Annotated in this window: 17 protein-coding genes and 1 riboswitch; of the genes, 11 read left to right on the forward strand and 6 right to left on the reverse strand. The window is 61.3% G+C overall.

Translation table 11 applies throughout. The annotated features are described in order from the left end of the window. Positions 1-106: 106 nt before the first annotated feature. Positions 107-781 carry an IS1595 family transposase gene (locus NZN28_RS09590; RefSeq protein WP_295397663.1) on the reverse strand — a complete coding sequence of 225 codons (675 nt, stop codon included), beginning with the start codon at positions 779-781 and terminating at the stop codon, positions 107-109. Between the two features lie 579 nt (positions 782-1,360). On the opposite strand from NZN28_RS09590, the gene NZN28_RS09595 reads away from it, so the two are divergent. After that, positions 1,361-3,340, forward strand: coding sequence for a hypothetical protein (locus NZN28_RS09595; RefSeq protein ID WP_295397635.1), 1,980 nt, complete (start codon positions 1,361-1,363; stop codon positions 3,338-3,340). Between the two features lie 254 nt (positions 3,341-3,594). On the opposite strand, the gene hemW is transcribed toward NZN28_RS09595, so the two are convergent. Together hemW and NZN28_RS09605 are read right to left on the reverse strand one after the other, a co-directional pair. Further along, on the reverse strand, positions 3,595-4,722 hold the full coding sequence (gene hemW / locus NZN28_RS09600) for a radical SAM family heme chaperone HemW (RefSeq protein ID WP_295397637.1): 1,128 nt from the start codon (positions 4,720-4,722) through the stop codon (positions 3,595-3,597). Continuing rightward, on the reverse strand, positions 4,722-5,654 hold the full coding sequence (locus NZN28_RS09605) for an alpha/beta fold hydrolase (RefSeq protein ID WP_295397639.1): 933 nt from the start codon (positions 5,652-5,654) through the stop codon (positions 4,722-4,724). Before NZN28_RS09605 ends, hemW begins: the two co-directional genes overlap by 1 nt. A 234-nt stretch (positions 5,655-5,888) precedes the next feature. Between NZN28_RS09605 and NZN28_RS09610 the strand changes: the two genes are divergently transcribed. Continuing rightward, on the forward strand, positions 5,889-6,380 hold the full coding sequence (locus tag NZN28_RS09610; RefSeq protein WP_295397641.1) for a roadblock/LC7 domain-containing protein: 492 nt from the start codon (positions 5,889-5,891) through the stop codon (positions 6,378-6,380). Position 6,381: 1 nt separating this feature from the next. Then, positions 6,382-6,969: an ATP/GTP-binding protein gene (locus NZN28_RS09615; RefSeq protein ID WP_295397642.1), complete on the forward strand. Its 588-nt coding sequence runs from the start codon at positions 6,382-6,384 to the stop codon at positions 6,967-6,969. Here NZN28_RS09615 and NZN28_RS09620 read toward each other — a convergent pair. After that, positions 6,966-7,835: a hypothetical protein gene (locus tag NZN28_RS09620; protein ID WP_295397643.1), complete on the reverse strand. Its 870-nt coding sequence runs from the start codon at positions 7,833-7,835 to the stop codon at positions 6,966-6,968. The two genes, NZN28_RS09615 and NZN28_RS09620, sit on opposite strands and share 4 nt — an antisense overlap. Positions 7,836-7,882: 47 nt before the next feature. Between NZN28_RS09620 and gcvT the strand changes: the two genes are divergently transcribed. From gcvT to gcvP, 3 genes are all read left to right on the forward strand, one after another. Next, positions 7,883-8,938 (forward strand): glycine cleavage system aminomethyltransferase GcvT, encoded by a 1,056-nt coding sequence (gcvT, locus tag NZN28_RS09625; RefSeq protein WP_295397645.1) that lies wholly within the window; start codon positions 7,883-7,885, stop codon positions 8,936-8,938. A gap of 72 nt (positions 8,939-9,010) precedes the next feature. Next, positions 9,011-9,391, forward strand: coding sequence for a glycine cleavage system protein GcvH (gcvH, locus tag NZN28_RS09630; protein ID WP_295397647.1), 381 nt, complete (start codon positions 9,011-9,013; stop codon positions 9,389-9,391). A gap of 398 nt (positions 9,392-9,789) precedes the next feature. Beyond that, positions 9,790-9,877, forward strand: a riboswitch (glycine riboswitch). A gap of 100 nt (positions 9,878-9,977) precedes the next feature. After that, positions 9,978-12,830 (forward strand): aminomethyl-transferring glycine dehydrogenase, encoded by a 2,853-nt coding sequence (gene gcvP, locus NZN28_RS09635; protein ID WP_295397649.1) that lies wholly within the window; start codon positions 9,978-9,980, stop codon positions 12,828-12,830. Between the two features lie 211 nt (positions 12,831-13,041). Here gcvP and NZN28_RS09640 read toward each other — a convergent pair whose 3' ends face one another. After that, positions 13,042-14,721 carry a S8 family serine peptidase gene (locus NZN28_RS09640; protein ID WP_295397650.1) on the reverse strand — a complete coding sequence of 560 codons (1,680 nt, stop codon included), beginning with the start codon at positions 14,719-14,721 and terminating at the stop codon, positions 13,042-13,044. Between the two features lie 418 nt (positions 14,722-15,139). Between NZN28_RS09640 and NZN28_RS09645 the strand changes: the two genes are divergently transcribed. The 5 genes from NZN28_RS09645 to NZN28_RS09665 all read left to right on the forward strand — a co-directional run bounded on the left by NZN28_RS09645 (position 15,140) and on the right by NZN28_RS09665 (position 20,211). Continuing rightward, positions 15,140-16,276 carry an FAD-binding oxidoreductase gene (locus tag NZN28_RS09645; protein WP_295397652.1) on the forward strand — a complete coding sequence of 379 codons (1,137 nt, stop codon included), beginning with the start codon at positions 15,140-15,142 and terminating at the stop codon, positions 16,274-16,276. 273 nt (positions 16,277-16,549) lie between these two features. Then, the gene (locus NZN28_RS09650; protein WP_295397654.1) at positions 16,550-17,362 is read left to right on the forward strand and encodes an ABC transporter ATP-binding protein; all 813 of its coding nucleotides are present in this window, start codon (positions 16,550-16,552) and stop codon (positions 17,360-17,362) included. 57 nt (positions 17,363-17,419) lie between these two features. Then, the gene (locus NZN28_RS09655) at positions 17,420-18,247 is read left to right on the forward strand and encodes an ABC transporter permease (RefSeq protein ID WP_295397656.1); all 828 of its coding nucleotides are present in this window, start codon (positions 17,420-17,422) and stop codon (positions 18,245-18,247) included. Positions 18,248-18,304: 57 nt separating this feature from the next. Further along, positions 18,305-19,027 carry an ABC transporter ATP-binding protein gene (locus NZN28_RS09660; protein ID WP_295397658.1) on the forward strand — a complete coding sequence of 241 codons (723 nt, stop codon included), beginning with the start codon at positions 18,305-18,307 and terminating at the stop codon, positions 19,025-19,027. After that, positions 19,024-20,211 (forward strand): ABC transporter permease, encoded by a 1,188-nt coding sequence (locus tag NZN28_RS09665; RefSeq protein WP_295397660.1) that lies wholly within the window; start codon positions 19,024-19,026, stop codon positions 20,209-20,211. The genes NZN28_RS09660 and NZN28_RS09665 overlap by 4 nt, the downstream gene beginning before the upstream one ends. On the opposite strand, the gene NZN28_RS09670 is transcribed toward NZN28_RS09665, so the two are convergent. Next, on the reverse strand, positions 20,208-21,118 hold a 911-nt coding region (locus NZN28_RS09670; protein WP_295397662.1), incomplete at its 5' end, for a CofH family radical SAM protein. The two genes, NZN28_RS09665 and NZN28_RS09670, sit on opposite strands and share 4 nt — an antisense overlap.

Consider the following 21,118-nt stretch of genomic DNA (forward strand, 5'->3'; position numbering starts at 1 on the left):
ACTTTCGCTGCGTCTTCTCCCGCTTCGACAAACTCGCCCGCAACTACCTGGCGTTCGTTCATTTCGTCTCGGCCCTCATCTGGCTGAGATGAAATGTCAACCGAGCCTAGGCTATACCCTCCTGCTTGAGCCAGCGTTTGAGGGTGTCGAGCTGCTGGCTAGGAGAGCCGTAGTTGAAGCGGAACTCACACTCCTTAACGAAGAGGTGAAAGTTCTGCTTGGGCACACCGTTGTTCTTGCGGAGCACACCTTTAGCCTGATTCCAGAAGTTCTCGAGGCCATTGATGTGCTTGCCTTGCCGCTCCACTAGCTCTTTATCGTGGTCAACGCCCTCGTGCTTGAACTCGCTCACGTTGAGCACGTCGTAACTCTTGAAGCCATCGGTGTAAACAATAGAGTCGGGTACAACCTTCTCTCGGATGATGGGGATCAGGGGGTCGGTCTTCAGGTTGGGAATCGGTACGGTGTAAACCCTCCCGGCCCGCTTCAGAATGCCAAACACCGGCACTTTACCTTTCGCACCCCGTCCGCGCTTGCCCTTCCTCCTTCCGCCGAAATACGACGCATCTACCCCGACCTCACCGACGAAGGGTGCCTGTTCACGAATGTTGCGTTCGATCGCCACTCGAACCTTGTGATAGAACCACGCCGCCGTATCTTTGTCCACCCCCGGCAAATCCGCCGCCGTTCTTGCAGTCACTCCCCCCACCAAATACTCCACCCATCGAAAGGCTTTCCTACCCCCAGCCTGGTCCTCCTGTACGCCACATCGCTGTCCCAACACTTCTCCTATCTGGGACAGCCCCTTTGGGTCTATGGTTTTCAACACGTAGCGGTTTTCTCAAGTGTGTTGTTGCAGTACGTTCGTGAGCGCTAAAGACCAGATGAGTTAGTTGTGGTACCAAAATCATCTGCAACCTAGTGAGCTAGAACGTCATGCTATACAATAACAATAAACAATAATGCCAAAGTATATACATAGTTTAAGTAACAAATTAAATATTGCAAATATGAAGTATTTTCCATTTGCGTGTGCTATCTTGAGCATCGGAAAGGCCAGCAGATTTTTTATAGAAAGGGAGTATTCATTTTCTGTAAAATTTCTGCTGCTTAGGCAATCAAGATCTGTCAAATCTGTAATGTGAACAACACATGACAAGAGTGAGTTGCTTTTGCTCATTGTATGGCTTTCACTGGCTACGTATGCTTTGTCGACTTCCACCGGCTAGATGGAATACTGAACTATTGATACCCCAAAGAGTCTTGAGGCTAGTTTTTTCATTAGGAGGCTTCAAACCCAGCGCTTCTCAGCAATAGAAGTAATGCCACCCGAGAACCTTTACAAACAGGAATCTATATCATGAAAGCACAGCACCTTTTCCTTTTGGTAAGCACCCTTTTGGTTTTTGCGTCTGGCTGCAACCAGCAGGGCGGAACGGGGGGAAGTGGGGGAACCGGAGGCAGCAACAACAGCGCCAGCTTCGAGGTTAGGCTCAACAGTACCAGCTTAACTGCATCTACGGGTGCCACAGCTACCACTCAGATCACCGTGACACCCCAGAACGGGTTTACCGGCAGCGTGAACCTCAGCCTGGTCAGCAGTGGCGGGGCTGCCGTGACGGGCATAACCCTGTCCCCAACCAGCCTAAACATCACGGGAAGCAGCCCTGTGAGCCAAACCCTCGCCATTAGCGTGGGGTCGAGCGTGGCTCCTAACACCTACAACCTCAAGGTTCGCGTAGCCAGCGGTAACCAAACCAAAGACACCGACCTTACCTTAATCGTTCAGAGCGGGCCGAGCTTATCTCCAAGCTTTACGTTGGTCTTGACGCCCAAAATTGTCAGTGTATTTCCCGGCGATAGCGCGAGTGTGAAGGTGACTCTGAACCCTCAGAACGGTTTTCGGGGTGCTGTTAATCTGAGTTTGCTGGGCTCTGAGGGAAGCCCGAGTCCAGGGTTCAGAATGAACGCGTCGAGTGCTCAACTCGATGGCACCAACGCGACTGAGACAGAGGTTACTATCACGGTAGATGAGAGAATATCAGCAGGACGTTATCGCCTAGTTTTGTCAGCTGAGGGAGGGGAAGTTAGGAGAAGTGATGAGGTAGAGGTTGAGGTTAAACCGAAGAGAGTTGTAGTGAAGGTCGTTGATCCCAGGGAAGTGGGCTACGAGGGCTACTTCAAAACAACCGATCAAGGTGACTGGCAAAGGCTCAACTTTACCAACGGTCAGTCATTCTTTGAGGTACCAGAATCAAAATATGGGGTAGCTATCCGTTGTAACCATACAAGTTCGCTTCAAATCGCTCTCGTCACTTTCAAAGAAGCAAGCGAACATCAGATGAGATGTGACTATGGGTCTGCCTTTCCTCCACAAGGTAGGCAAGTGACCGTAAATGTGGACGCCTCCGGTATTCAATCGCTGGCAGGTGTCTCTCCAGGTGACGAGGTTTTTGTAAACGGTTTTTACTCGAATCCTGGTGCGCCTCAACTCGACAGCAACCTTAAAGCCACGGTTTCATTCCTCGCTACTAACCCTAGTCAGCAAGACGTTATTGTGGAAATTAGGAGGCCAGGCTTATACCCTCAACCGCTCAAGGCGGCTAAAATCGTACGGGGTGTTGATTTCTCAAGCAGCGCAGTTCTTGACATTGCGTTCGACGCTCGTGACATAACGACGGCTCAAACTATAACAGTGCTCAATTCTCCCCCACCGGATTATCAATCTAGAGTAGGAGTGGGTTTTGTAGTGAGGAGCAACACAGCCTCAATCGACATCACCTCTGGTGAGTCAATGTTTCTTCCTGTAGCTGATTTCTCGGATGGTGATCGGTACATTTCTCTTGCAGAGGCCGTCAAGGGAAGCTATTTCTCAGGCGGTGGTGGCGAGCGAATTTTATCCTTCAAAGTATTCTCCAACACCCAGCTGTCTGCCAGATTCCCTTCGCCATGGGCCAGCGGTGCCGTTGCGATGGACAGCCAAAGGCTGCCTACGTTTAGTGGGCTTAGCTATCCAAATGCGGTTCTTTTTGGCCTTTCTATTCAAAATGTAAGCGTGCTACTGTCAAAAGGATTCCTGGGCGAAAACGACTCATTTGACCTAAATAGTCTGGCGAACCTGGTGGCTCAGTCTGGCGTGACCCTCCCCCCCAATGGAACAGTTAATCGAGCAGAGATAAGTGCGATTGTCTCGCCTAGCAGATTCCAGCAAGGGTTGGATTTTGCCTACTCCTTTGGAACCTTCGATATTCTGCCACTCCTGACGAATGATTTCGAATTCCACTTGGTAAACGCGGCAAAACAGTACATCGTTGGTGGTTCACCCGTAGCTATTCCGTGAAGCTGTTGACAGACTGCAACAAACCAAACATTACGCTAGCAGACATTGTCCCGATTACCTTTTCGAATTGCTCATAAAAGAGTGTTGCTGCAAAACCTTCCTAGATCAGTGGAGTTAGAGCGCCATTCACGAATATCGAGCCATCTGGGGCTAGAAATCCTTTACCCAAACAAAACAGAGGCTGCCTGCCCTGCCGGTCATGTCCATGACTATGCAGAGCGCGATAAATGAGCAGGCTTGCCCTGTGTAAGCCATCAGTGAGGTGTTGAATCTGGTAGACTAACCGAGTCTAGCACATTCCAAAGCTGCAAGATGAGGGGGTGAATGGTGCTCAAACTTCTGGCCCGGATGCGCCTCGCCTCCAGCGCCAGGTGGCCTTGCGAGGCAAGACGCTCAGCCACGAAGCTGAGGGAACTCCATAAATCCAGCCCGGTGCGCCGCTCAATCTCGCGTACATCCACCCCCTTGCTCAGCCGCAGCCCCAGCATGAGGGCTTCTTTGGCGTGCTCGAGGGGGCTAATCTCCTCCACCGTGGGCGCTTCCCCGGCCAGCCAGCGCGGCAGGGGGGGGTTGGTAGCGCGGACAGCGTAAAGGGCTTTTGCCGGCCCAGCCGGCAGGTGCGCCGCAGCCCCCGGCCCCAGGGCGCCCCAGAAGCCCAACCGCCAGTAGAGGGTGTTGTGCTGGCTTTCCTGGTGGGGTCGGGCAAAGTTGGAAACCTCGTAGCGTACAAAGCCGGCTTCGCCCAGGAGGGCCTCGGCCCGCTCGAAGGCCAGGGCTTCTTGTTCCTCGTCGGTTTGCAGGCGGGAGAGTTCAAAGGGCGTGCCGGGCTCTATTTGCAGGGTGTAGGCCGAGACGTGGCCCACCCCCAGGGCGCGGGCCTCGCGCAGGTCGGCCTCGAGGTTCTGCCCCGGCAGGCCCAGAATCAGGTCAATGGACGTGCGAAAACCTGCCTCCAGGCTCATCTCCACCGCCTTCAACGCCCCCTTGCGCCCGTGGGCGCGGCCCAGGGTTTTGAGCACCCCCTCCTGGAAGCTCTGCACCCCCAGCGAAAGCCGGTTCACCCCCAGGTTTTTGAGGAGGGCCAGGCGTTCTGGGTTCAGGGTGCCGGGGTTGGCCTCGAGGGTTACCTCGGCCCCCCCAATCTGCCAGGGCAGGGCGGCAAAAAGGGCCTCGAGTTCAGCGTTCCGCAGAAAACTGGGGGTGCCGCCGCCCAAGTAGAGGGTTTGCAGGGGCCCTGGGTACTGCTCGTAAAGGGCGCGGGCCTCTTCTACCAGGCGCTTTAGGTAGGCCGCAACTACGCCGCCGTGCCGCCTGACCACGTGAAAATCGCAGTAGGGGCAGATGGTGGGGCAGAAGGGGACGTGGATGTACAGGCCTTGCATCATCCGCCGCTTCGGAAAGCCTGGCTGAAGAAACGCTGGGCCCGGCTCATCAGGAGGGTGTAGTCGCTTCCGCGAAAGGTGTGGCCCGCGCCGGGGTAGGTAAAGCATTGGTGGGCGACCTGGTTTTTCCGCAGCGCCGCACAAATTTCTTCGGCCCAGGCGTAGGGGGTCTGGGGGTCGGCGGTGCCGTGATGCACCTGCACACTGGCCCGGATGCGCCCATAAAAGTTGATGGGGGAGATTTGCGCCAGGGTTTGGGCTGGGGTGTTTAGCTCGTCGCACCCGCGCTGGCGGTTGGTAAAGACGAAGCAGATTTGCCGCGCATTCTTGAGGTCGTCGCCGTGCATGGTGCCGTACAGCAACACCGCCCGAATTTGGGGGTCGAGCACGGCGACCCGCTGGGCGATGCCGCCGCCCATGCTGTGCCCCATCAGCCCCACGCTGGGCAGGGCCTTTTCCAGCGCTCCACGCCCGGCCTGGGCCCGCACAATGGCAGCCAGGTCGAGTATTTCCCGGGCATACAATACCCTCGAGGCCCCCTGCTCGGGGCTCCCCTGCGACAGCCCATGCCCCCGCAGGTTGGGGTGAAGGGTGACGAAGCCGGCCCGGGCCAGGCTGTCGGCGTAGCGGGTGGTGTAGGCCAGGGTGCGGTAGGTGGCGGGGTTCACATACCCGTGAATCACAATCACCACCGGAAAACGTCCCTCGGCGTTGGGTACGTTCATGAAGCCATACATGCGCAGGCCGTCCGAAGGGTAGCGCACCAGGTAGCGGGTAAAGCTAGGGTTGCGCTCCAAGACCCGTTCGGCCACCAGCATCCCGCCGCCATAGCGAAGGCGGGCGAGTTCAGCAATGGTCACCGGACTCTGGGCCCCTGCCCAGGCTGAAAACAGGGCCGCCCAGCCTGCCAGCAGACCGAGTAAACGCTGCATAATCCCACCATACACGCTCAAGGAGGCTGCAAGTGAACCGGGGGACACTCTCCACGTCAAAACCGCGACGGTTTCAGCCGCCCATCCGCGGCGCTTGGCGGAGCTTGGGTGCATTCTAGGGAACACGACAGTCTCGCTTAATCGGTCTTTGCCAAAGGCGATGGTCAGGAGGCCAGAGCCGGGCGTAATCTGTCACAGGCCTGGGTAACGGGTGCGTGTTACACTGAGCCTGTTATGGTTGAGCCGGCTATCACACTCTTTGGGGACGCTTACGAGCGGGCCTCGAGTGTCCTCGAGGAGTTGTTGCGCGAGAGCGGGGCGCGTTACGCCATGCTGCTGGATCGCAAAGGGTTTGTGCTGGCCCACAAAGAGGCCCTATGGGCCCCCAGGCCCCCGGCGCTGGACTCGCTCGCCACCCTGATTGCAGGCAATGCCGCCGCCACCCAGGCCCTGGCCAAGATGCTGGGTGAACCCCGCTTCAACGAGCTGCTGCACCAAGGGGCCACCCACGGCCTTTACGCCGAGGAGGTGGGTGAGCTGGCCCTGCTGGTGGTTATCTTCGATAACTCGGCCCCGGTGGGCCGGGTTAAGCTGTTCGGCAAGCGAGCCGTCCAGGCCCTCGAGGTCATCGCACAGGACGCGGTGGTGCAACCCGGAAACCTGGGGATAGACCATGAGTATCGGGATGGGGCCAGCGCCCTTCTGGACGAACTATTCGGGAACTGATATGAGCACGATCAACTTTGCCGCCAGGGAAATCAACTTCAAAATTGTCTACTACGGCCCCGGAATGTCCGGCAAAACCACCAACCTGAAGTGGGTTTTCCAGCAGGTGCCCCAGAATCGTAAAGGCGAGATGGTCTCGCTGGCCACCGAGGATGAGCGCACCCTGTTCTTCGACTTCCTGCCGGTGGACCTGGGCGAGGTCAAGGGTTTCAAGACCCGCTTCCACCTCTACACGGTGCCGGGGCAGGTTTTTTACAACGCCAGCCGCAAGCTCATCTTGCGGGGGGTGGACGGCATCGTGTTCGTGGCCGACTCGGCCCCCAACCGCCTGCGGGCCAACGCCGAGTCCATGCGCAACCTGCGCGAGAACCTGGCCGAGTACGGCATCAGGGCCGAGGACATTCCCATTGTGCTTCAGGCCAACAAGCGCGACACCCCCGATGCGTTGCCGGTGGAGATGATTCAGGCCGTGATTGACCCCGAGATGCGCCTGCCCATCTTCGAGGCGGTGGCCACCACCGGGGTGGGGGTCTTCGAGACCCTCAAGGCCGTGAGCCGCCAGGTGCTCTCGAGGGTGGCGGCAGGCTAGGGAGAGCGAAAAATCAACCGCCCCTGGTTGTCTAAAACTTGAAAGCCCGCAACGTGGGGCGGGGCTTCAAACAGAAGCCACACCCCATTCATCTGGGCCGAGGGTCGGGTGTCGTAGGCCGGTTCTAATGTCAAATGGATCAGGTTACCCCGAAGTTCCATCGCGTGGATCCGTAGGCGAAAGTTGCTCTCGGCCCTAAGTCCGGAGAAGTAATAGCCTACCCGGAAGTCAAATCGGGCTGGCGGCAGCTCTTTTACGCCCAGCTCCCCGGCCAGCCGTTGAAGCTCCGCCAGATTGGCTAAAAAGCCGCCTCGGGCTCTCAACCCACCGGCGGTTACGCTCTGGTTGGCAAGCAGGCGGGGGATACCCAGAGCCTCCGTGGCGCTCCAGCGCACCCATAGGCTGGTGTGGAGCACCCCACCTGGCTCAGGGGTGTAGGCCAGGGGCGGAAGGGCAGTATGGCTCGAGGCTTCCTGCACCACTAGAGGCAGCGGCAGGCCGCGCTTCTCCAGCCAGCTTTGCACTGCCGCCGACTCCAGTGGGGTGGCCAGGGCCAGCTCGAGCCCGCGCAGAACCCAGTAGCCCTCGTAGGCAAACCAGCGACCGTCGTAGAGCCAGCTTTGGGCCTCCGGAGCCTGTGCCTGTGACTGGCCGAAGGGAATCTCCAGCACCGTATCGTGGTCAAAGGTGGCCTCCTTTTCGCCGGAAGGAGTGCGTATGAGGAGCTTTTGCTGGACGGCGCCAGGTGCAGTGAGCAGGTAGTGGCCCTCCTGACCCAGCAAGATGTGTACCTCCACGATGTTGAAGCTGGCTTGAATCAGGGCCAGGGCTGCCACCAGGCCGACGACCGTCTTGATCCCGACCATAAGAAAATTATGCATCCACGGGTGGGGGGCTGGTAAGCTTGGATGACATGAAAACCACCCCACTTCATCAAGCCCACCTGGCGCTGGGGGCCAAGATGGTTCCCTTTGCAGGCTACGAGATGCCCATTCAGTACACCTCCATCACCTCCGAGCACCTGGCTGTGCGGGGGCTTGCAGGCATGTTTGACGTGAGCCACATGGGGGAGTTCTGGATTCGGGGGCCAGGGGCGCTCGAGTTTTTGCAGTACGCCACACTGAACGACGTCGCCAAGCTCAAGGTGGGGCGGGCCCAGTACTCCATGCTGCCCAACGAGCGAGGTGGGCTGGTGGACGATATTTACATTTACCGAACGGGTGAGAGTGAGTATCTGATGGTGGTGAATGCGGCCAATATCGAGAAAGACTGGGCCCACCTCAACGCCCTGACCCAAGGCTTTGAGGTGCAGCTCGAGAACGCCTCCGATTTTTTTGGCCTCATCGCGGTTCAGGGCCCCCATGCGGTGGCTAGGTTGCAAAAGCTCACCGATACCGACCTGAGCTCGCACAAAAAGAACGATACCTTCATGGGCAAGCTGGCCGGGAAGTGGGTGCGTTTTGCCCGCACCGGCTACACCGGAGAGGACGGCTACGAGGTGTTTGTGGCCCCCGACGAGGCCAGGGTGGTTTGGGAGGCCTTGCTGGCTGCCGAAGTCACCCCGTGCGGGCTGGGCGCGCGGGATACCCTGCGGCTGGAGGCGGGCTTCCCCCTCTACGGCCACGAGCTAACCGACGAGACCAACCCCCTTTGCACCCCCTTTAGCTGGGTGGTCAAGGGCCACAAGGCGTTTCACGGCAAGCAGGCCCTGCTGCAAAGCCCCTGTGCGCGCCGGCTGGTGGGCTTGCAGGTGGAAGGGGGAATTCCCCGTGAAGGCTACCGGGTGCTGAAGGGGGGGCAGGTAGTGGGCACCCTGACCTCGGGCACGCACTCGCCCATCCTCAAAAAGGGCATCGGCATGGCTTATATAGCGTCAGAATTGGCCGAAGTGGGCACCCCATTGGAAGTCGAGATTCGGGGCAGGATGGCGGGCGCAACCGTGGTCGAGATGCCTTTCGTCCGGTTGTAGAAAAGGCCAGGAGAGTCCTGCCCCTGTGCTAACAGGCTTTTTTGGCAATAAACTGACTGCCGAGGTGAAATCATGAACTATCCTTCCGAGCTCAAGTACACCCAATCGCACGAGTGGGTTCGCCTCGAGGGCGACGTGGCGGTGGTGGGCATCACCGATTTTGCCCAGGATGCGCTGGGCGACGTGGTGTTTGTGGAGCTGCCGCCGGTCGGCAAAACCGCCGAGGCCGGGGCCACGGTCGCGGTGGTGGAGTCGGTCAAGACCGCGTCGGACATTTATGCGCCAGTAGCGGGCGAGATTATCGAGGTCAACAGCGCCCTGGCCGACAAGCCGGAACTGCTCAACCAGTCGCCCTACGGGGAAGGGTGGCTGTTCAAGATGAAGGTCAATCCTGCCGACGTGGCCGGGCTTTTGTCGGCGGCGGATTATCAGGCCGTAGCGGAAAGCCAGTGACCCTTCCAAACGCCTGGTACGCTTTTCAGGGCTCACATTCAACGGGTGCAATAGTTGTTAGTAAGGTGTCGCATAAAAGCCTATACAACCACACCCGCACGTAAGTCAACCCTAGCCTGGACTTGCTCTGTTCCTCCCCTACCAGGTAGGGGAGGCCAGGTGGGGTTGCTGACCTGGCCCTTCACGCAAGCAGCAGATTGGGGGTCATGTCCGATACCCTCCCCAACCCTCCCTACGCGGTAGGGAGGGGCTCGAGGGCTGTCCTCTTTGGAATCTGTAGGAGTATATGGGTATCTTTACGACGGTGTACTAGCAGCCAGGCCCGTAACCCCCGAAACTGTACACTTGTCACTTTCAGGCCCAGGTTTGCATGGGCTATCATGGCACTGGAAAAGCAACGGGCCGCTGATGGGAGAGATGGGCCTGGCCCACGCCGAAGGAGCAACCGCCCCGGAATCTCTCAGGCAAAAGAACCGCAGCGGCACAATCTGGAGAGAGGCGCACCGCGCCCGCCGACGGGATAACACTCTCAGGCAAAAGGACAGATGGGGTCAAGTTTCTTCGCGTGGCGAAGAGAGGAGACCCCATGCACAGTCAAAAACCCCGCTCCACCGATTTCTCCAGACGCCATATTGGCCCCACCCCGGAAGACATCCAGGAGATGCTCAAAGCCGTGGGCGTTTCCACCCTGGATGAGCTCATCCAAGAGACCGTGCCCGCTTCGATCCGCGAGACCACCCCGCTCGAGGTGGGCCCCGGCCTGAGCGAGGCCGAGATGCTGGCGCGGATGCGGGCCATTGCCCAAAAAAACCAGGTCTATACCTCGCTCATAGGCCAGGGCTACCACGGCACCATCCTGCCGCCGGTGATTCAGCGCAACCTGCTGGAAAACCCGGCCTGGTACACCGCCTACACGCCCTACCAGCCCGAAATCAGCCAGGGGCGGCTGGAAGCTTTGCTCAACTTCCAGACCATGGTGGCCGACCTGACCGGTCTGGACATCGCCAACGCCTCGCTGCTGGACGAGGCCACCGCGGCTGCCGAAGCCATGGCGGTCGCGCAGCGCAGTTGCAAGCAGCCGCGCAAAGCTTTTTTTGCCGATAAAAACCTGCACCCCCAGACCCTGGCGGTGCTGCAAACCCGGGCCGAGCCTTTGGGCTGGGAACTGGTGGTGGGCGACATAGAGGCCGACCTGCACCCCGAGAGGCTCTTCGGGGCCATTTTCCAGTACCCCGACACCCTGGGGGAGATCCGCGACCTGCGCCCTTACCTCGAAAAAGTGCGGGCCGCGGGGGGGGTGGCGGTGGTGGCCGCCGACCTGCTGGCCCTCACCCTGCTGACCCCGCCCGGCGAGCTGGGGGCCGATATTGCGGTGGGCTCGGCCCAGCGCTTTGGGGTGCCGATGGGCTACGGCGGGCCCCACGCCGCCTACATGGCGGTCAGGGATGCCCTCAAGCGGGCTTTGCCGGGGCGGCTGGTGGGGGTTTCGATAGACTCGAGGGGCCACCGGGCCTACCGCCTCACCCTCCAGACCCGCGAGCAGCACATCCGCCGCGAAAAGGCCACCTCCAACATCTGCACCGCGCAGGTTTTGCTGGCCGTCATCGCCTCGATGTATGCGGTCTACCATGGGCCCGAGGGGTTGCGCGAGATTGCCCAGGATATCCACCAAAAAACCAGCGTGCTGGCCGCCGGCCTGAAGCGGCTGGGCTTTGAGCGGGTGAACGAGCACTTCTTCGATACCCTGACCATCCGGGCCCCGGGCCGGGTGGAGGAAATCCTGAGCGAGGCCCACATGCGGCGCATCAACCTGCGCAAGGTGGACGAGGCCCACATCGGCATCGCCCTCGACGAGACCACCACCCCGGAGGTCATCGAGGCGGTCTGGCAGGCCTTCGGAGGCCGCTTCCATTTCGAGGACTTCGCGCCCGAAAATCACCTGCCCCCCTCCCTGCGCCGCACCTCCCGCTACCTGACCCACCCGGTCTTCAACCGCTACCACTCCGAGACCGAGCTGATGCGCTATATGCGCAAGCTGGCCGACCGCGACCTGGCCCTCGACCGGGCCATGATTCCGCTGGGCTCCTGCACCATGAAGCTCAACGCCGCTGCCGAGATGATGCCCGTGAGCTGGCCGGAGTTTGCCCACCTGCACCCCTTTGCCCCTCTGGAGCAGGCCCAGGGCTACCAAGAACTCTTCGAGACCCTGAGCCGCTGGCTCTGCGAGATTACCGGCTACGACGCCATCTCGCTCCAGCCCAACTCGGGGGCCCAGGGGGAGTATGCCGGGCTGCTGGCCATTAGGGCCTACCATCGCTTTAGGGGCGAGGGGCACCGCAACGTCTGTCTGATTCCCTCTTCGGCCCACGGAACCAACCCGGCCTCGGCCCACATGGCCGGGATGGAGGTGGTGGTGGTGGCCTGCGACGAGCAGGGCTACGTGGATTTGCGTGACCTCGAGGCCAAAGCCCAGCAGCACGCCGAGCGGCTGGCTGCGGTGATGGTCACCTACCCCTCCACCCACGGGGTCTTTGAAGAGAAGATTCGTGAACTATGCGAGATTGTGCACCGCTACGGCGGGCAGGTTTATCTGGACGGAGCCAACCTCAACGCCCAGGTAGGGCTGGCCAAACCCGGCCACTACGGGGCCGACGTCTCGCACCTCAACCTGCACAAAACCTTTGCCATTCCCCACGGCGGCGGCGGGCCGGGGATGGGCCCCATTGGGGTCAAGGCCCACCTGGCCCCCTTCCTGCCGGGGCACCCGGTGCTGGACGGTGGCACCGCGCCGGTGGGGCCGGTCTCGGCGGCTCCTTATGGCTCGGCCTCCATTCTGCCCATCTCCTTTGCCTACATCTGGATGATGGGCAGCGAGGGCCTGCGGCGGGCCACCGAGGTCGCCATTCTGAACGCCAACTACATTGCCAGGCGGCTCGAGCCCTACTTCCCGGTGCTTTACAAGAACGAAAAGGGCCGGGTGGCCCACGAGTGCATCCTCGACCCCCGGGCCTTCAAGAAGTACGACATCACCGCCGAAGACATCGCCAAGCGCCTGATTGACTACGGCTTCCACGCCCCCACCATGAGCTTCCCGGTGCCCGGCACCCTGATGATAGAGCCCACCGAGTCGGAGTCGAAGCGCGAGCTCGACCGCTTTATCGCCGCCATGGTGGCCATCCGGGAGGAAATCGCCCAGGTCGAACAGGGCATCCTCACCGCAGAAGAAAGCCCCCTGCGCCAGGCCCCCCACACCGTGCTGGACCTGGCCGACGAGCAGTGGAACCGCAAGTACACCAGGGCCCAGGGCTGCTTCCCTGGCGGACAGTCGGCCTTAGACAAGTACTGGAGCCCGGTGAACCGGGTGGACAACGTCTACGGCGACCGCAACATCGTGTGCGCCTGCCCGCCGGTGGAGGACTATGCCCAGGCGACGGACTGATTCCGCGAAGTTCCCGCGCCTCCACAGCCTTTATAAGGCAATCGCCCTCGAGCCCCTCCCGACCGTAAGGGCTACCGGACAAGTCTGCCCGGTCGTGCCGAGGGCAGCCACCCCACCGGCCCGCCCCTTCGGGGTAGGGGGGACAGGGGGGGACTGGACTGGCACACCGTGCGGGCGTGGCCGGGTTGACTTTCAAGCGTTAAGGTTCCATTCAGCGCATCAGTTGCTGGATGAGGCCCTGCAACACCTGGGCCCGCCGCTCCGGGCTCAGGCTGCCCAGGTCGCCGCTCACAAAGCTGGCCCGTCCCTGGCCGTAGGTGCTGGACTCGGCCACGGGGCGCTGGCCCTGGTTATTTGTGATGAGCAAAAGCCGCCCCCCCTGCTCCACATAGGCCCGCAACATTTTGCGCTGGGCCTCGGGCCAGTGCTCGCTCCAGTGGGGGGGCAGCACCCAGACCACCAGACTGAACCCCGCTATTTTCTCGGCGTTCGGGCGCTGGTCGGGTTTGGCTGGTTGCGTCTCGGTGCGAAAGCCCAGGCCGTCCAGGGCCAGTTTAGCCCCGTTGGTGTCGGCGGTCTCGAGGACCAGCAGGGCGCTTTTCTCCCCTGGTTGGGGGTTGCCGACGGTTGACGGGCCGGGTGGGCTGGTCTGGGGGGGTTGTGGCGCTGGGGGTGTGGCCTGCATGTCCGGTGCTTTGGGGCGCAGCAGGGCCAGGGTCTCGCCCAGGCGAATAAGCCCCCGCCCACTGCCGGCCCCCTGAAGGCTCTGGGCTGAGCCAAGCAGGGCCTGCCGCACCTGCTCGGCCTTGAAGCCCCCCGACATCAGGAGGGCCGCGCTGCCGGCGGCAATGGCGGTGCTCACCGAAGTGCCGCTCATGGCCATATAACGCCCGCCGGGAATGGTCGAGAGCACATCCACACCTGGGGCGACCAGGTCGGGCTTTTGCAGCACCACATGGTAAGGTGCACCCCAGCGCACCTCGCCCCGGCTGCTGAAGCTGGCCACCTGATTGGATGGGTTGGTGGCCCCCACCCCCAGCACGTCGGGCATATTGCCCGGCGAGGCGGTGCTGGCACCGGAGTTGCCTATGGCAAAGACCGCTAATACCCCCATCTGCTTCATGCGCTCGACGGCAGGGGCAAACTCGGCCCAGGTCCCTTCCAGCCCCAGCGACATCGAGACCACCTGAACGTTTTGCTCGAGCACCCAGTCCAGGCCACCCAGCACCTGTGCCAAAGTGCCGTAGCCATCGGGCAGCACCAGCGCCGAAACCAGGCGGGCCTCGGGGGCCACCCCGACGTTGTTGCCCACCAGCAGGCCAGCGGTATGGGTTCCGTGCAGCGAGGAGTCGTAGGGCTCACCGGGGCGCGGGGTGCCGTCGGTGCCGATGACTGCAAAAGCCGCCACCTTGCCGCGCAGGTCGGGGTGAGAGGCATCTACCCCGGTGTCCAGGTGGCCGATGCGAACGCCCTGGCCGCGCAGCCCACCAGCCCAAAGGGCCGGCGCCCCGATGTGCTGCAAAGCCCAGTTGCTGCCGCTATTCACCGGAACCGAAAGAGCTGAAGCCACCGGCTGGGTCATCCGAACCGCCCGGTTGGGGTAGACCCGCCGCACACCCGGTACTTGCATCAAGCGCGCGACCTGCGACTCGGGCAAGCGAACCAGGAAGCTCTGGCTGGCCCAGAACCTTCCTGCTGCCTTGATTTTGAGGCGGCCCTGCATCTGGCCGAGGTGGGCTTTGAGCAGGCGCATTAGCTCGACGCGCGCCTGTCCGGAGGCGAGCTGGGGCCCTTCCAGTTCCACAATTACCTCGACCTGCTGCGACTGGGCCAGGGAAGCAGGCAGCAGCGGGAACAGCCAAAACAAAGCGAATAGAAATAGAAGCCTCATGCCCTCAGGCTAGGCAGCGGCGCGCGGGCCTGATTGAGCCAAACCTAAAGAAATCTTGGGATTGGGGTTGAGCTTGGCTTAACCCACATCCACTGGCAGGTCGGTCTTTGGTGAATGCCGGGAGCCCACTTTCCTGGCTAGCCCTGTTGGTCTACCGTGCTTGTTAGCCTGAGAAAGTATCGCTCATTGGATGCTCGGACTTTGCCAGGCTCATAGGGTCATCGGGCATCGCATCTGTGCCTGGCATGGTCGCTTGGACTTGCTTTGATTCCCTGGGCAATCCCGGTTTGGGCCGATGACCATGATGATGTTTCGAACCGCAGCTAGAGCCGCTGGTCTGGATAGCTTGGTAGCATCTGTTGTGCACGCAAGGCTGCGGGTTTGCCAGATGGTTTTCCAGTGCGCTACAGTAGGCGCGATGATTCGCTACGACGTGTTGGTGGTGGGAGCGGGGATTATTGGGGCAGCCTGCGCCTACCGTCTGGCCGAGCGGGGCTTGAAGGTGGGGGTGATGGAGCAGGCGCCCGCTCCGGCGATGGGCTCCACCGGCAAAAGTGCGGCTGGGGTGCGGGTGCAGTTTACCGAGGCTACCAATATTCTGCTCTCCTGGCACTCCATCCAGGAGTACCGGGCCATGCCCGAGGCCGCCTACCGGCCCATCGGCTATCTGTTCCTGGTGCCGCTTAGCCAGTGGGAAATGCACCTGAAGGGCGTGGCGCTTCAGCAAAGCCTGGGCGTGCCGGTGCAGGTGCGCGATTTGGAGGCTGCCCAGGAGTGGTTCGACTTCATGCCCCGGGCAGCGGGCCTCGAGCCCATCCAGGGGGCCACCTATGGCCCCGCCGACGGCACCGTGGATCCGCACGGCATCTGCCTGGAGTACCTGCGCCGGGCCAGAGCGCTGGGGGCGGTGCTGCATACCGAGACCGCGTTCCTGGCCGCCGAGCAGGTGGGGAGTGGGTGGAAGGTCGAGACCACCAGGGGGTCGTTCCAGACCTCGTTTGTGCTCAACGCGGCGGGGGCCTGGGCGGGCGAGATTGGGCGCAGGGCCGGGCTGTCCATCCCGGTTGAACCGGCGCGCCGAATGGTTTTCTGTACCGCCCCACGGCCCCACCCCTCGCGGCAGCCCCTGACCATAGACCTCTCGAGCGGCTTCTGGTTCCGACCCGAGCACGACCGTCTCATCTTTGGCCGCAGCAACCCTGCCGACGTGGGCTTCCGCGAGGGCATGGACTGGAGCTGGCTCGAGCCCACCCTGGAAGTCGGCATGGCCCGCTTCCCCTGGCTCGAGCAGCTACAGCTCGACCAGAAAGCCAGTTGGTGGGGCTACTACGAGGTCACCCCGGACCACAACCCTATTCTGGGCCGGCTGCCGGGGGTCGAGGGCTGGGTCAATGCCTGCGGCTTCTCCGGTCACGGTGTGCAGCAGGCTGCCATGGTGGGCCGACGGATGGCTGAGGAAATCGCCGACGGAGAGGCGCACAGCCTGAACATCAATCCGCTGCGCTACGAGCGATTTGCCCAGACCCGTAAGGTAGCGGAGAAAAACATCGTCTGAACGTTCTCTGCGCGAGGCACCCTTGCCAACTCGCACGGCTTGCGCGTACACTTGGCTTTGGCAGGTGAGCCATGATTGACTGCATTGTGCTACTGACCCGGTTCCGCGCCTGAGGCGCCGACCCCTACCCGACCCGCATTCAAAACGCTACCGGCGTCTTCCTGGCGGCCCTCGGGCCGCCGATTTCTTTGGAGGGGCCATGCCCTACTTCCAAGCCCAGACGGACGCTCATACCGCCCCAAGCCCCAATAACCCACTCAAACAGGATCATCTATGCTGACCCTAAAACCCACCCAAACCCAACTTGCCATCGAGGTCTCCGATTTAAAAAAGGTCTTTCGCAAACGGGACGGCCTGCGTGCACCGGTTAGAGAAGAGTGGGCCCTCAAGGGGGTTTCGTTTTATGTGCGAGAAGGCGAGACCTATGGCCTTTTGGGGCCCAACGGCTCGGGCAAATCTACCCTGATTCGCATCCTATCCACCCTGCTTACAGCCGATGGCGGCACGGTGCGAATGCTGGGATACCGGCTGCCGGAAGATGAAGCCCGGCTACGCCGCAAGATGGGCCGGGTCAGTGTGGATGCGGCCTTCTACAAAAAGCTCTCACCCCGCGAGAACCTGCTCTATGCGGCGCAGCTTTATGGCTTGGAGCCCCGCCAGGCCGAAAAAAGGGCCATGCAGATTCTGGAGCAACTGGGCCTCGAGTCCCGCCGCTTCAGCGACCCCATCGAGGAGATGAGCCGTGGGATGCAGCAGAAGATTTCCATTGCCCGGGCCTTGCTCATCAACCCGCCGCTCCTGCTCCTCGACGAGCCCACCACCGGCCTCGACCCCAAGAGCCGCCGCGACGTGCAGGCTTTTCTGGAAGACCTGCGGGCCCGTGAAGGCACCACCATCCTGCTCACCACCCACGACATGGCCGAGGCCGAGCGGCTTGCCCATCGCATCGGCTTCCTGGCCCATGGGCGGCTGGTCGCCGAGGGCACCGCAGACGAACTCAAGCGCCGGGCGGGTGCGCCCGACCTGGAGGAAGCCTTCATCGCACTGACCGGCGAGGAACTGGATGAAGAGGCCGATAGTCCATAGCCAATAGCCGATAGCAAAAGCAGTTTTCAGCTATTCACTCTATCGAAGGGAATCACTATGCTTGAACGATACCTCCGCCCCATGTGGGCCTTTGTTTTCCGCGACTGGCACCTGACCCGGCGCTACATGAGCTGGGTGGCGGTGTTTGTGTTTTACGCCATCGTCAACTCGGCCACCATCGCCCTCATCGGCAAGGCCCAGGACGACTTTCGCCTGACCCTGACGCTGCTTTTGGGGGTGCTCTTGTGGTCGTTTTTGTCGGCCATGTACAACGAGATTGCCAACTCCATCAGCTACGAGCGCTGGGAGGGGACGCTCGAGTACACCTTCATGGCCCCGGTCTCGAGGCTCATCCACCTCTCGGGGGTCTCGCTCTTTGCCATCATTTTCAGCGTGATTCGCACCATCGTGATTCTGGTGGGGCTGGTGCTATTTATTCAGGTTTCGGTGACCGGGGCCAACCTGCTGGGCGTGCTGGTGGTCTTGCTGGTGGCCAGCCTGGCCTTCATGGGCCTGGGCCTGATGGCTGCCATTCTGCCGGTGATGTCGCCGGAAAATGGAGCCCAGGCGACCAACATCTTTCAGGGAATCCTGCTGCTGGTCTCGGGCATCTATTATCCGGTGAGCGTGCTGCCTTCCTGGGTGCAACCCCTGGCCTACCTGAGCCCGGCCACCTACGCCCTCGAGGCCTGCCGCAAGCTGATGGGCATCAACCACCCCGACTCCACCCCGGACAAACTGGTCGGGGCCCCGCTGTCCTCGGTGCTGCCCGAGTTGGGGATTCTGCTCTTGATGGGCGTGGTGCTCATCCCCCTGGGCCTTCTGGTATTTCACACTGCGGAACAATGGGCCAAGCGCACCGGCAAGCTCAAGCGCACGGGTTAGGATTAGCCTTCTGGCGGCTCTCAAACCCTGATGATTCTGGGTTAAAGTAAATCCCGGATGATAGAGGTTGTGCAGATTGAGAAGGCTTACCGCAAGTTTCAAGCGGTTCGGGGTATTTCCTTCGAGGTGCGACCCGGAGAGGTCTATGGCTTGTTGGGGCCCAACGGCGCCGGCAAAACCACCACCCTGCGAATGCTGGCCACCTTGCTCAAACCCACTGCGGGCAGTGCCAGGGTTGCGGGCTTTGACGTGGCGCGGCAATCGCTGGAAGCACGCCGCAATCTGGGCATTGTGAATGGCGGCATGAAGGTCTACGACAAGCTGACCGGCTACGAGGTGCTCGATTTCTTCGGCAGTTTTTACGACCTGTGGGGGGCCAAATTAAAGGAGCGAATCGGCTGGGCTGCCGAGCTGCTGCACATTGAACAGGCCGTACTGAACAAGCAAGTGAAGGACATGTCCACCGGGATGCAGCAGAAAATTGTAATTGCCCGGGCCATTCTGCACCAGCCGCAGGTGCTTTTGCTGGATGAAGCAACGGCGGGTCTGGACGTGTTTGCCCGCCGGGCCTTGCTGGATTTTGTCAAGCAGTACGCCAGCCTGGGCAAAACCCTGGTCTATTCCACCCACGTGATGAGCGAGGCCGAGGAGGTCTGCAACCGGGTGGGGTTCATCCACCAGGGCTCGCTGGTGTACGAGGGCCCTTTGCAGGAGGCTTTAGAGCTCGGTTCGGGGAACCTCGAGCGGGCCTTTATCCGCAGGCTGAAGGAAGCGGCATGAACGAGATTCTCATCATCGCCCGCAAGGAACTCCTCAGCGTGGTGCGCGAGCGGCGGGTGCTTCTCACCACCCTGCTGCTGCCCATGCTGATGATGCCCCTCGCAATGTTCGGCCCTTTGCTGCTGTTGGGCAACGCAGCGCGGCAGACCCAGGAAAACGTGCAGCAGGTGGGGGTGGTGGGGGTTCCGGCCCCGGTGCTGGCGCACCTCAGGAAGGCCAAGGTAGAGCCGGTGGCAGTTGCCAACCCCCAGGAGGCCGTGCAGAAGCGCGAGGTCGCGGCGGCCTTGGTTTACGCCGAGGGCCAGTACACCCTCTACGGTCGGCTCTCCCGCGGCACAACCCAGAGCGCTCTGGTGGTCGAGAAGGTGCAGGGCGCGCTACAGGCCTACAAGGAAGAGCTGGTGGCCGAGCGGCTGCGGGCGCGGGGTTTGGGAACGGAGCTGCTCGAGCCCTTCCGGCTCGAGACCAAAGACGCCTCCCCCCAAGAGGAGCAGGCCGCGGGGGTGTTCGCCTTTTTGATTCCTTATTTCCTGGTCATGTTCATCCAGTTGGGCGGGATGTCGGTGGCGGTGGACGCGACGGCAGGGGAGAAGGAAAAGGGCACCCTGGAAGCCCTCCTGGCGGCCCCCGTGCCCCTGACGCAGGTCTTGCTGGGCAAGGGGCTGGCGGTGTTCGTGATGTCCCTGCTCGCGGCCATGGCCGCCATTACCGGGCTTTTACTGGGCAGCAGTGTGTTCCGCAACCTGTTCGCTGTGCAGCTGCAAGCCCTCCAGCGAGAAGATCGGCCCGTCCAGCTCGGCGGCGCACTGGCCCTCGAGCCGCTGGGTTACCTGGCGGTTGCCCTGACCTCGGTTCTCTTTGCCCTCCTGATCATTGCCATCCTGATCTCCCTGGGCCTCTATGCGCGCAGCTACAAAGAGGCCCAAAGCTACATGAGCCCCCTGTCGCTGGTGATGATTATCCCCCTGCTGTTTCTCCAGTTCTCCGACTTTTTGAAACTGCAAGACTGGTACTTTGCCCTGCCCCTCATCAACGTTCTGCTGGCGCTGGACGCGATCGTGCGAGGCTCGGCCACAGCCACCCAGCTGGGCCTCACCTGGCTCTCCACGCTGGCCTTTGGCGGACTGGCGCTGTACCTGGCCTACCGCAACTTCCAGCGCGAGGATGTGGTGTTCAGGAACTAGGCCAATGGCAAGGCCACTGCCGACTTCTCGGTCAAAATGGCCTGTACATCGGGGTATTGCTTGATGTTGTAGTAGGGGTCGCGCTCGGCAGGTGTAAAGCCCGCGTCGGCAATGTGGCGAACAATTTGCCGAACGGTGGCGTGGGTGCGGTTGTGGCCCCCGGCAGCGCTGACCACATTCTCTTCCAGCATGGTGGAGCCGAAGTCGTTGGCCCCGTAGTAGAGCGCGGCCTGGGCTACCTTGAAACCCATGCTGGGCCAGCTAGCTTGCAGGTTGGGGATGTTGTCCAGCGCGATGCGGGCGACGGCAAGCTGTTGCAGGTACTCGTGGGCGGTGGCCCCCGGGGCTTTGCCCTTCAGCCGGGTGTGCTCGGTTTGCAGCGTCCACATGGCGAACGCTGCAAAGCCGTGCCCGTACTCGCGCTGGGCTTTGTCCTGCTGCTCGCGAATCTTGAGCAGGTGGGCGATGCGCTGCTCGTAGGTCTCGCCAAACCCGATCACCATGGTCGCAATTGTGTACAGACCCAGGCTCTGGGCGGTATCGAGGATGCGAAACCAGTCGCTGCTTTTGATGCGGGCAGGAGCTGCCTTGGCCCGCACCTCATCCACCAGTATTTCGCCACCCGCACCGGGCAAGCCGTCCAGACCGGCTTCTTTCAGTTCCACCAACAGTTCGCGGCAGCTGCGCCCGGTAATCTTTTCCAGTCCCAGGATTTCCTCAGGGCTAAAGGCGTCGATGCGTACTTCGGGATAGTATTGCTTCAGGTAACGGAGCAGCTCCAGGTACCACTCAAAAGGAAGGTCGGGGTTTACGCCCCCTTGCATCAGGATGCGCCGCCCGCCGATGCTCATGAGTTCTTCAATCTTGTGCCCGATTTCTTCGAACGAGAGCACATAGGCATCGCCCT

The organism is Meiothermus sp. (assembly GCF_025056915.1).
GTDB lineage: Bacteria > Deinococcota > Deinococci > Deinococcales > Thermaceae > Meiothermus.

Excerpts from the sequence above, each read along its gene's own strand:
- NZN28_RS09595 (WP_295397635.1), top strand. The coding sequence starts at position 1,361 with ATGAAAGCACAGCACCTTTTCCTTTTGGTAAGCACCCTTTTGGTTTTT.
- hemW (WP_295397637.1), bottom strand. The coding sequence starts at position 4,722 with ATGCAAGGCCTGTACATCCACGTCCCCTTCTGCCCCACCATCTGCCCC.
- NZN28_RS09605 (WP_295397639.1), bottom strand. The coding sequence starts at position 5,654 with ATGCAGCGTTTACTCGGTCTGCTGGCAGGCTGGGCGGCCCTGTTTTCA.
- NZN28_RS09610 (WP_295397641.1), top strand. The coding sequence starts at position 5,889 with ATGGTTGAGCCGGCTATCACACTCTTTGGGGACGCTTACGAGCGGGCC.
- NZN28_RS09615 (WP_295397642.1), top strand. The coding sequence starts at position 6,382 with ATGAGCACGATCAACTTTGCCGCCAGGGAAATCAACTTCAAAATTGTC.
- NZN28_RS09620 (WP_295397643.1), bottom strand. The coding sequence starts at position 7,835 with ATGGTCGGGATCAAGACGGTCGTCGGCCTGGTGGCAGCCCTGGCCCTG.
- gcvT (WP_295397645.1), top strand. The coding sequence starts at position 7,883 with ATGAAAACCACCCCACTTCATCAAGCCCACCTGGCGCTGGGGGCCAAG.
- gcvH (WP_295397647.1), top strand. The coding sequence starts at position 9,011 with ATGAACTATCCTTCCGAGCTCAAGTACACCCAATCGCACGAGTGGGTT.
- gcvP (WP_295397649.1), top strand. The coding sequence starts at position 9,978 with ATGCACAGTCAAAAACCCCGCTCCACCGATTTCTCCAGACGCCATATT.
- NZN28_RS09640 (WP_295397650.1), bottom strand. The coding sequence starts at position 14,721 with ATGAGGCTTCTATTTCTATTCGCTTTGTTTTGGCTGTTCCCGCTGCTG.
- NZN28_RS09645 (WP_295397652.1), top strand. The coding sequence starts at position 15,140 with ATGATTCGCTACGACGTGTTGGTGGTGGGAGCGGGGATTATTGGGGCA.
- NZN28_RS09650 (WP_295397654.1), top strand. The coding sequence starts at position 16,550 with ATGCTGACCCTAAAACCCACCCAAACCCAACTTGCCATCGAGGTCTCC.
- NZN28_RS09655 (WP_295397656.1), top strand. The coding sequence starts at position 17,420 with ATGCTTGAACGATACCTCCGCCCCATGTGGGCCTTTGTTTTCCGCGAC.
- NZN28_RS09660 (WP_295397658.1), top strand. The coding sequence starts at position 18,305 with ATGATAGAGGTTGTGCAGATTGAGAAGGCTTACCGCAAGTTTCAAGCG.
- NZN28_RS09665 (WP_295397660.1), top strand. The coding sequence starts at position 19,024 with ATGAACGAGATTCTCATCATCGCCCGCAAGGAACTCCTCAGCGTGGTG.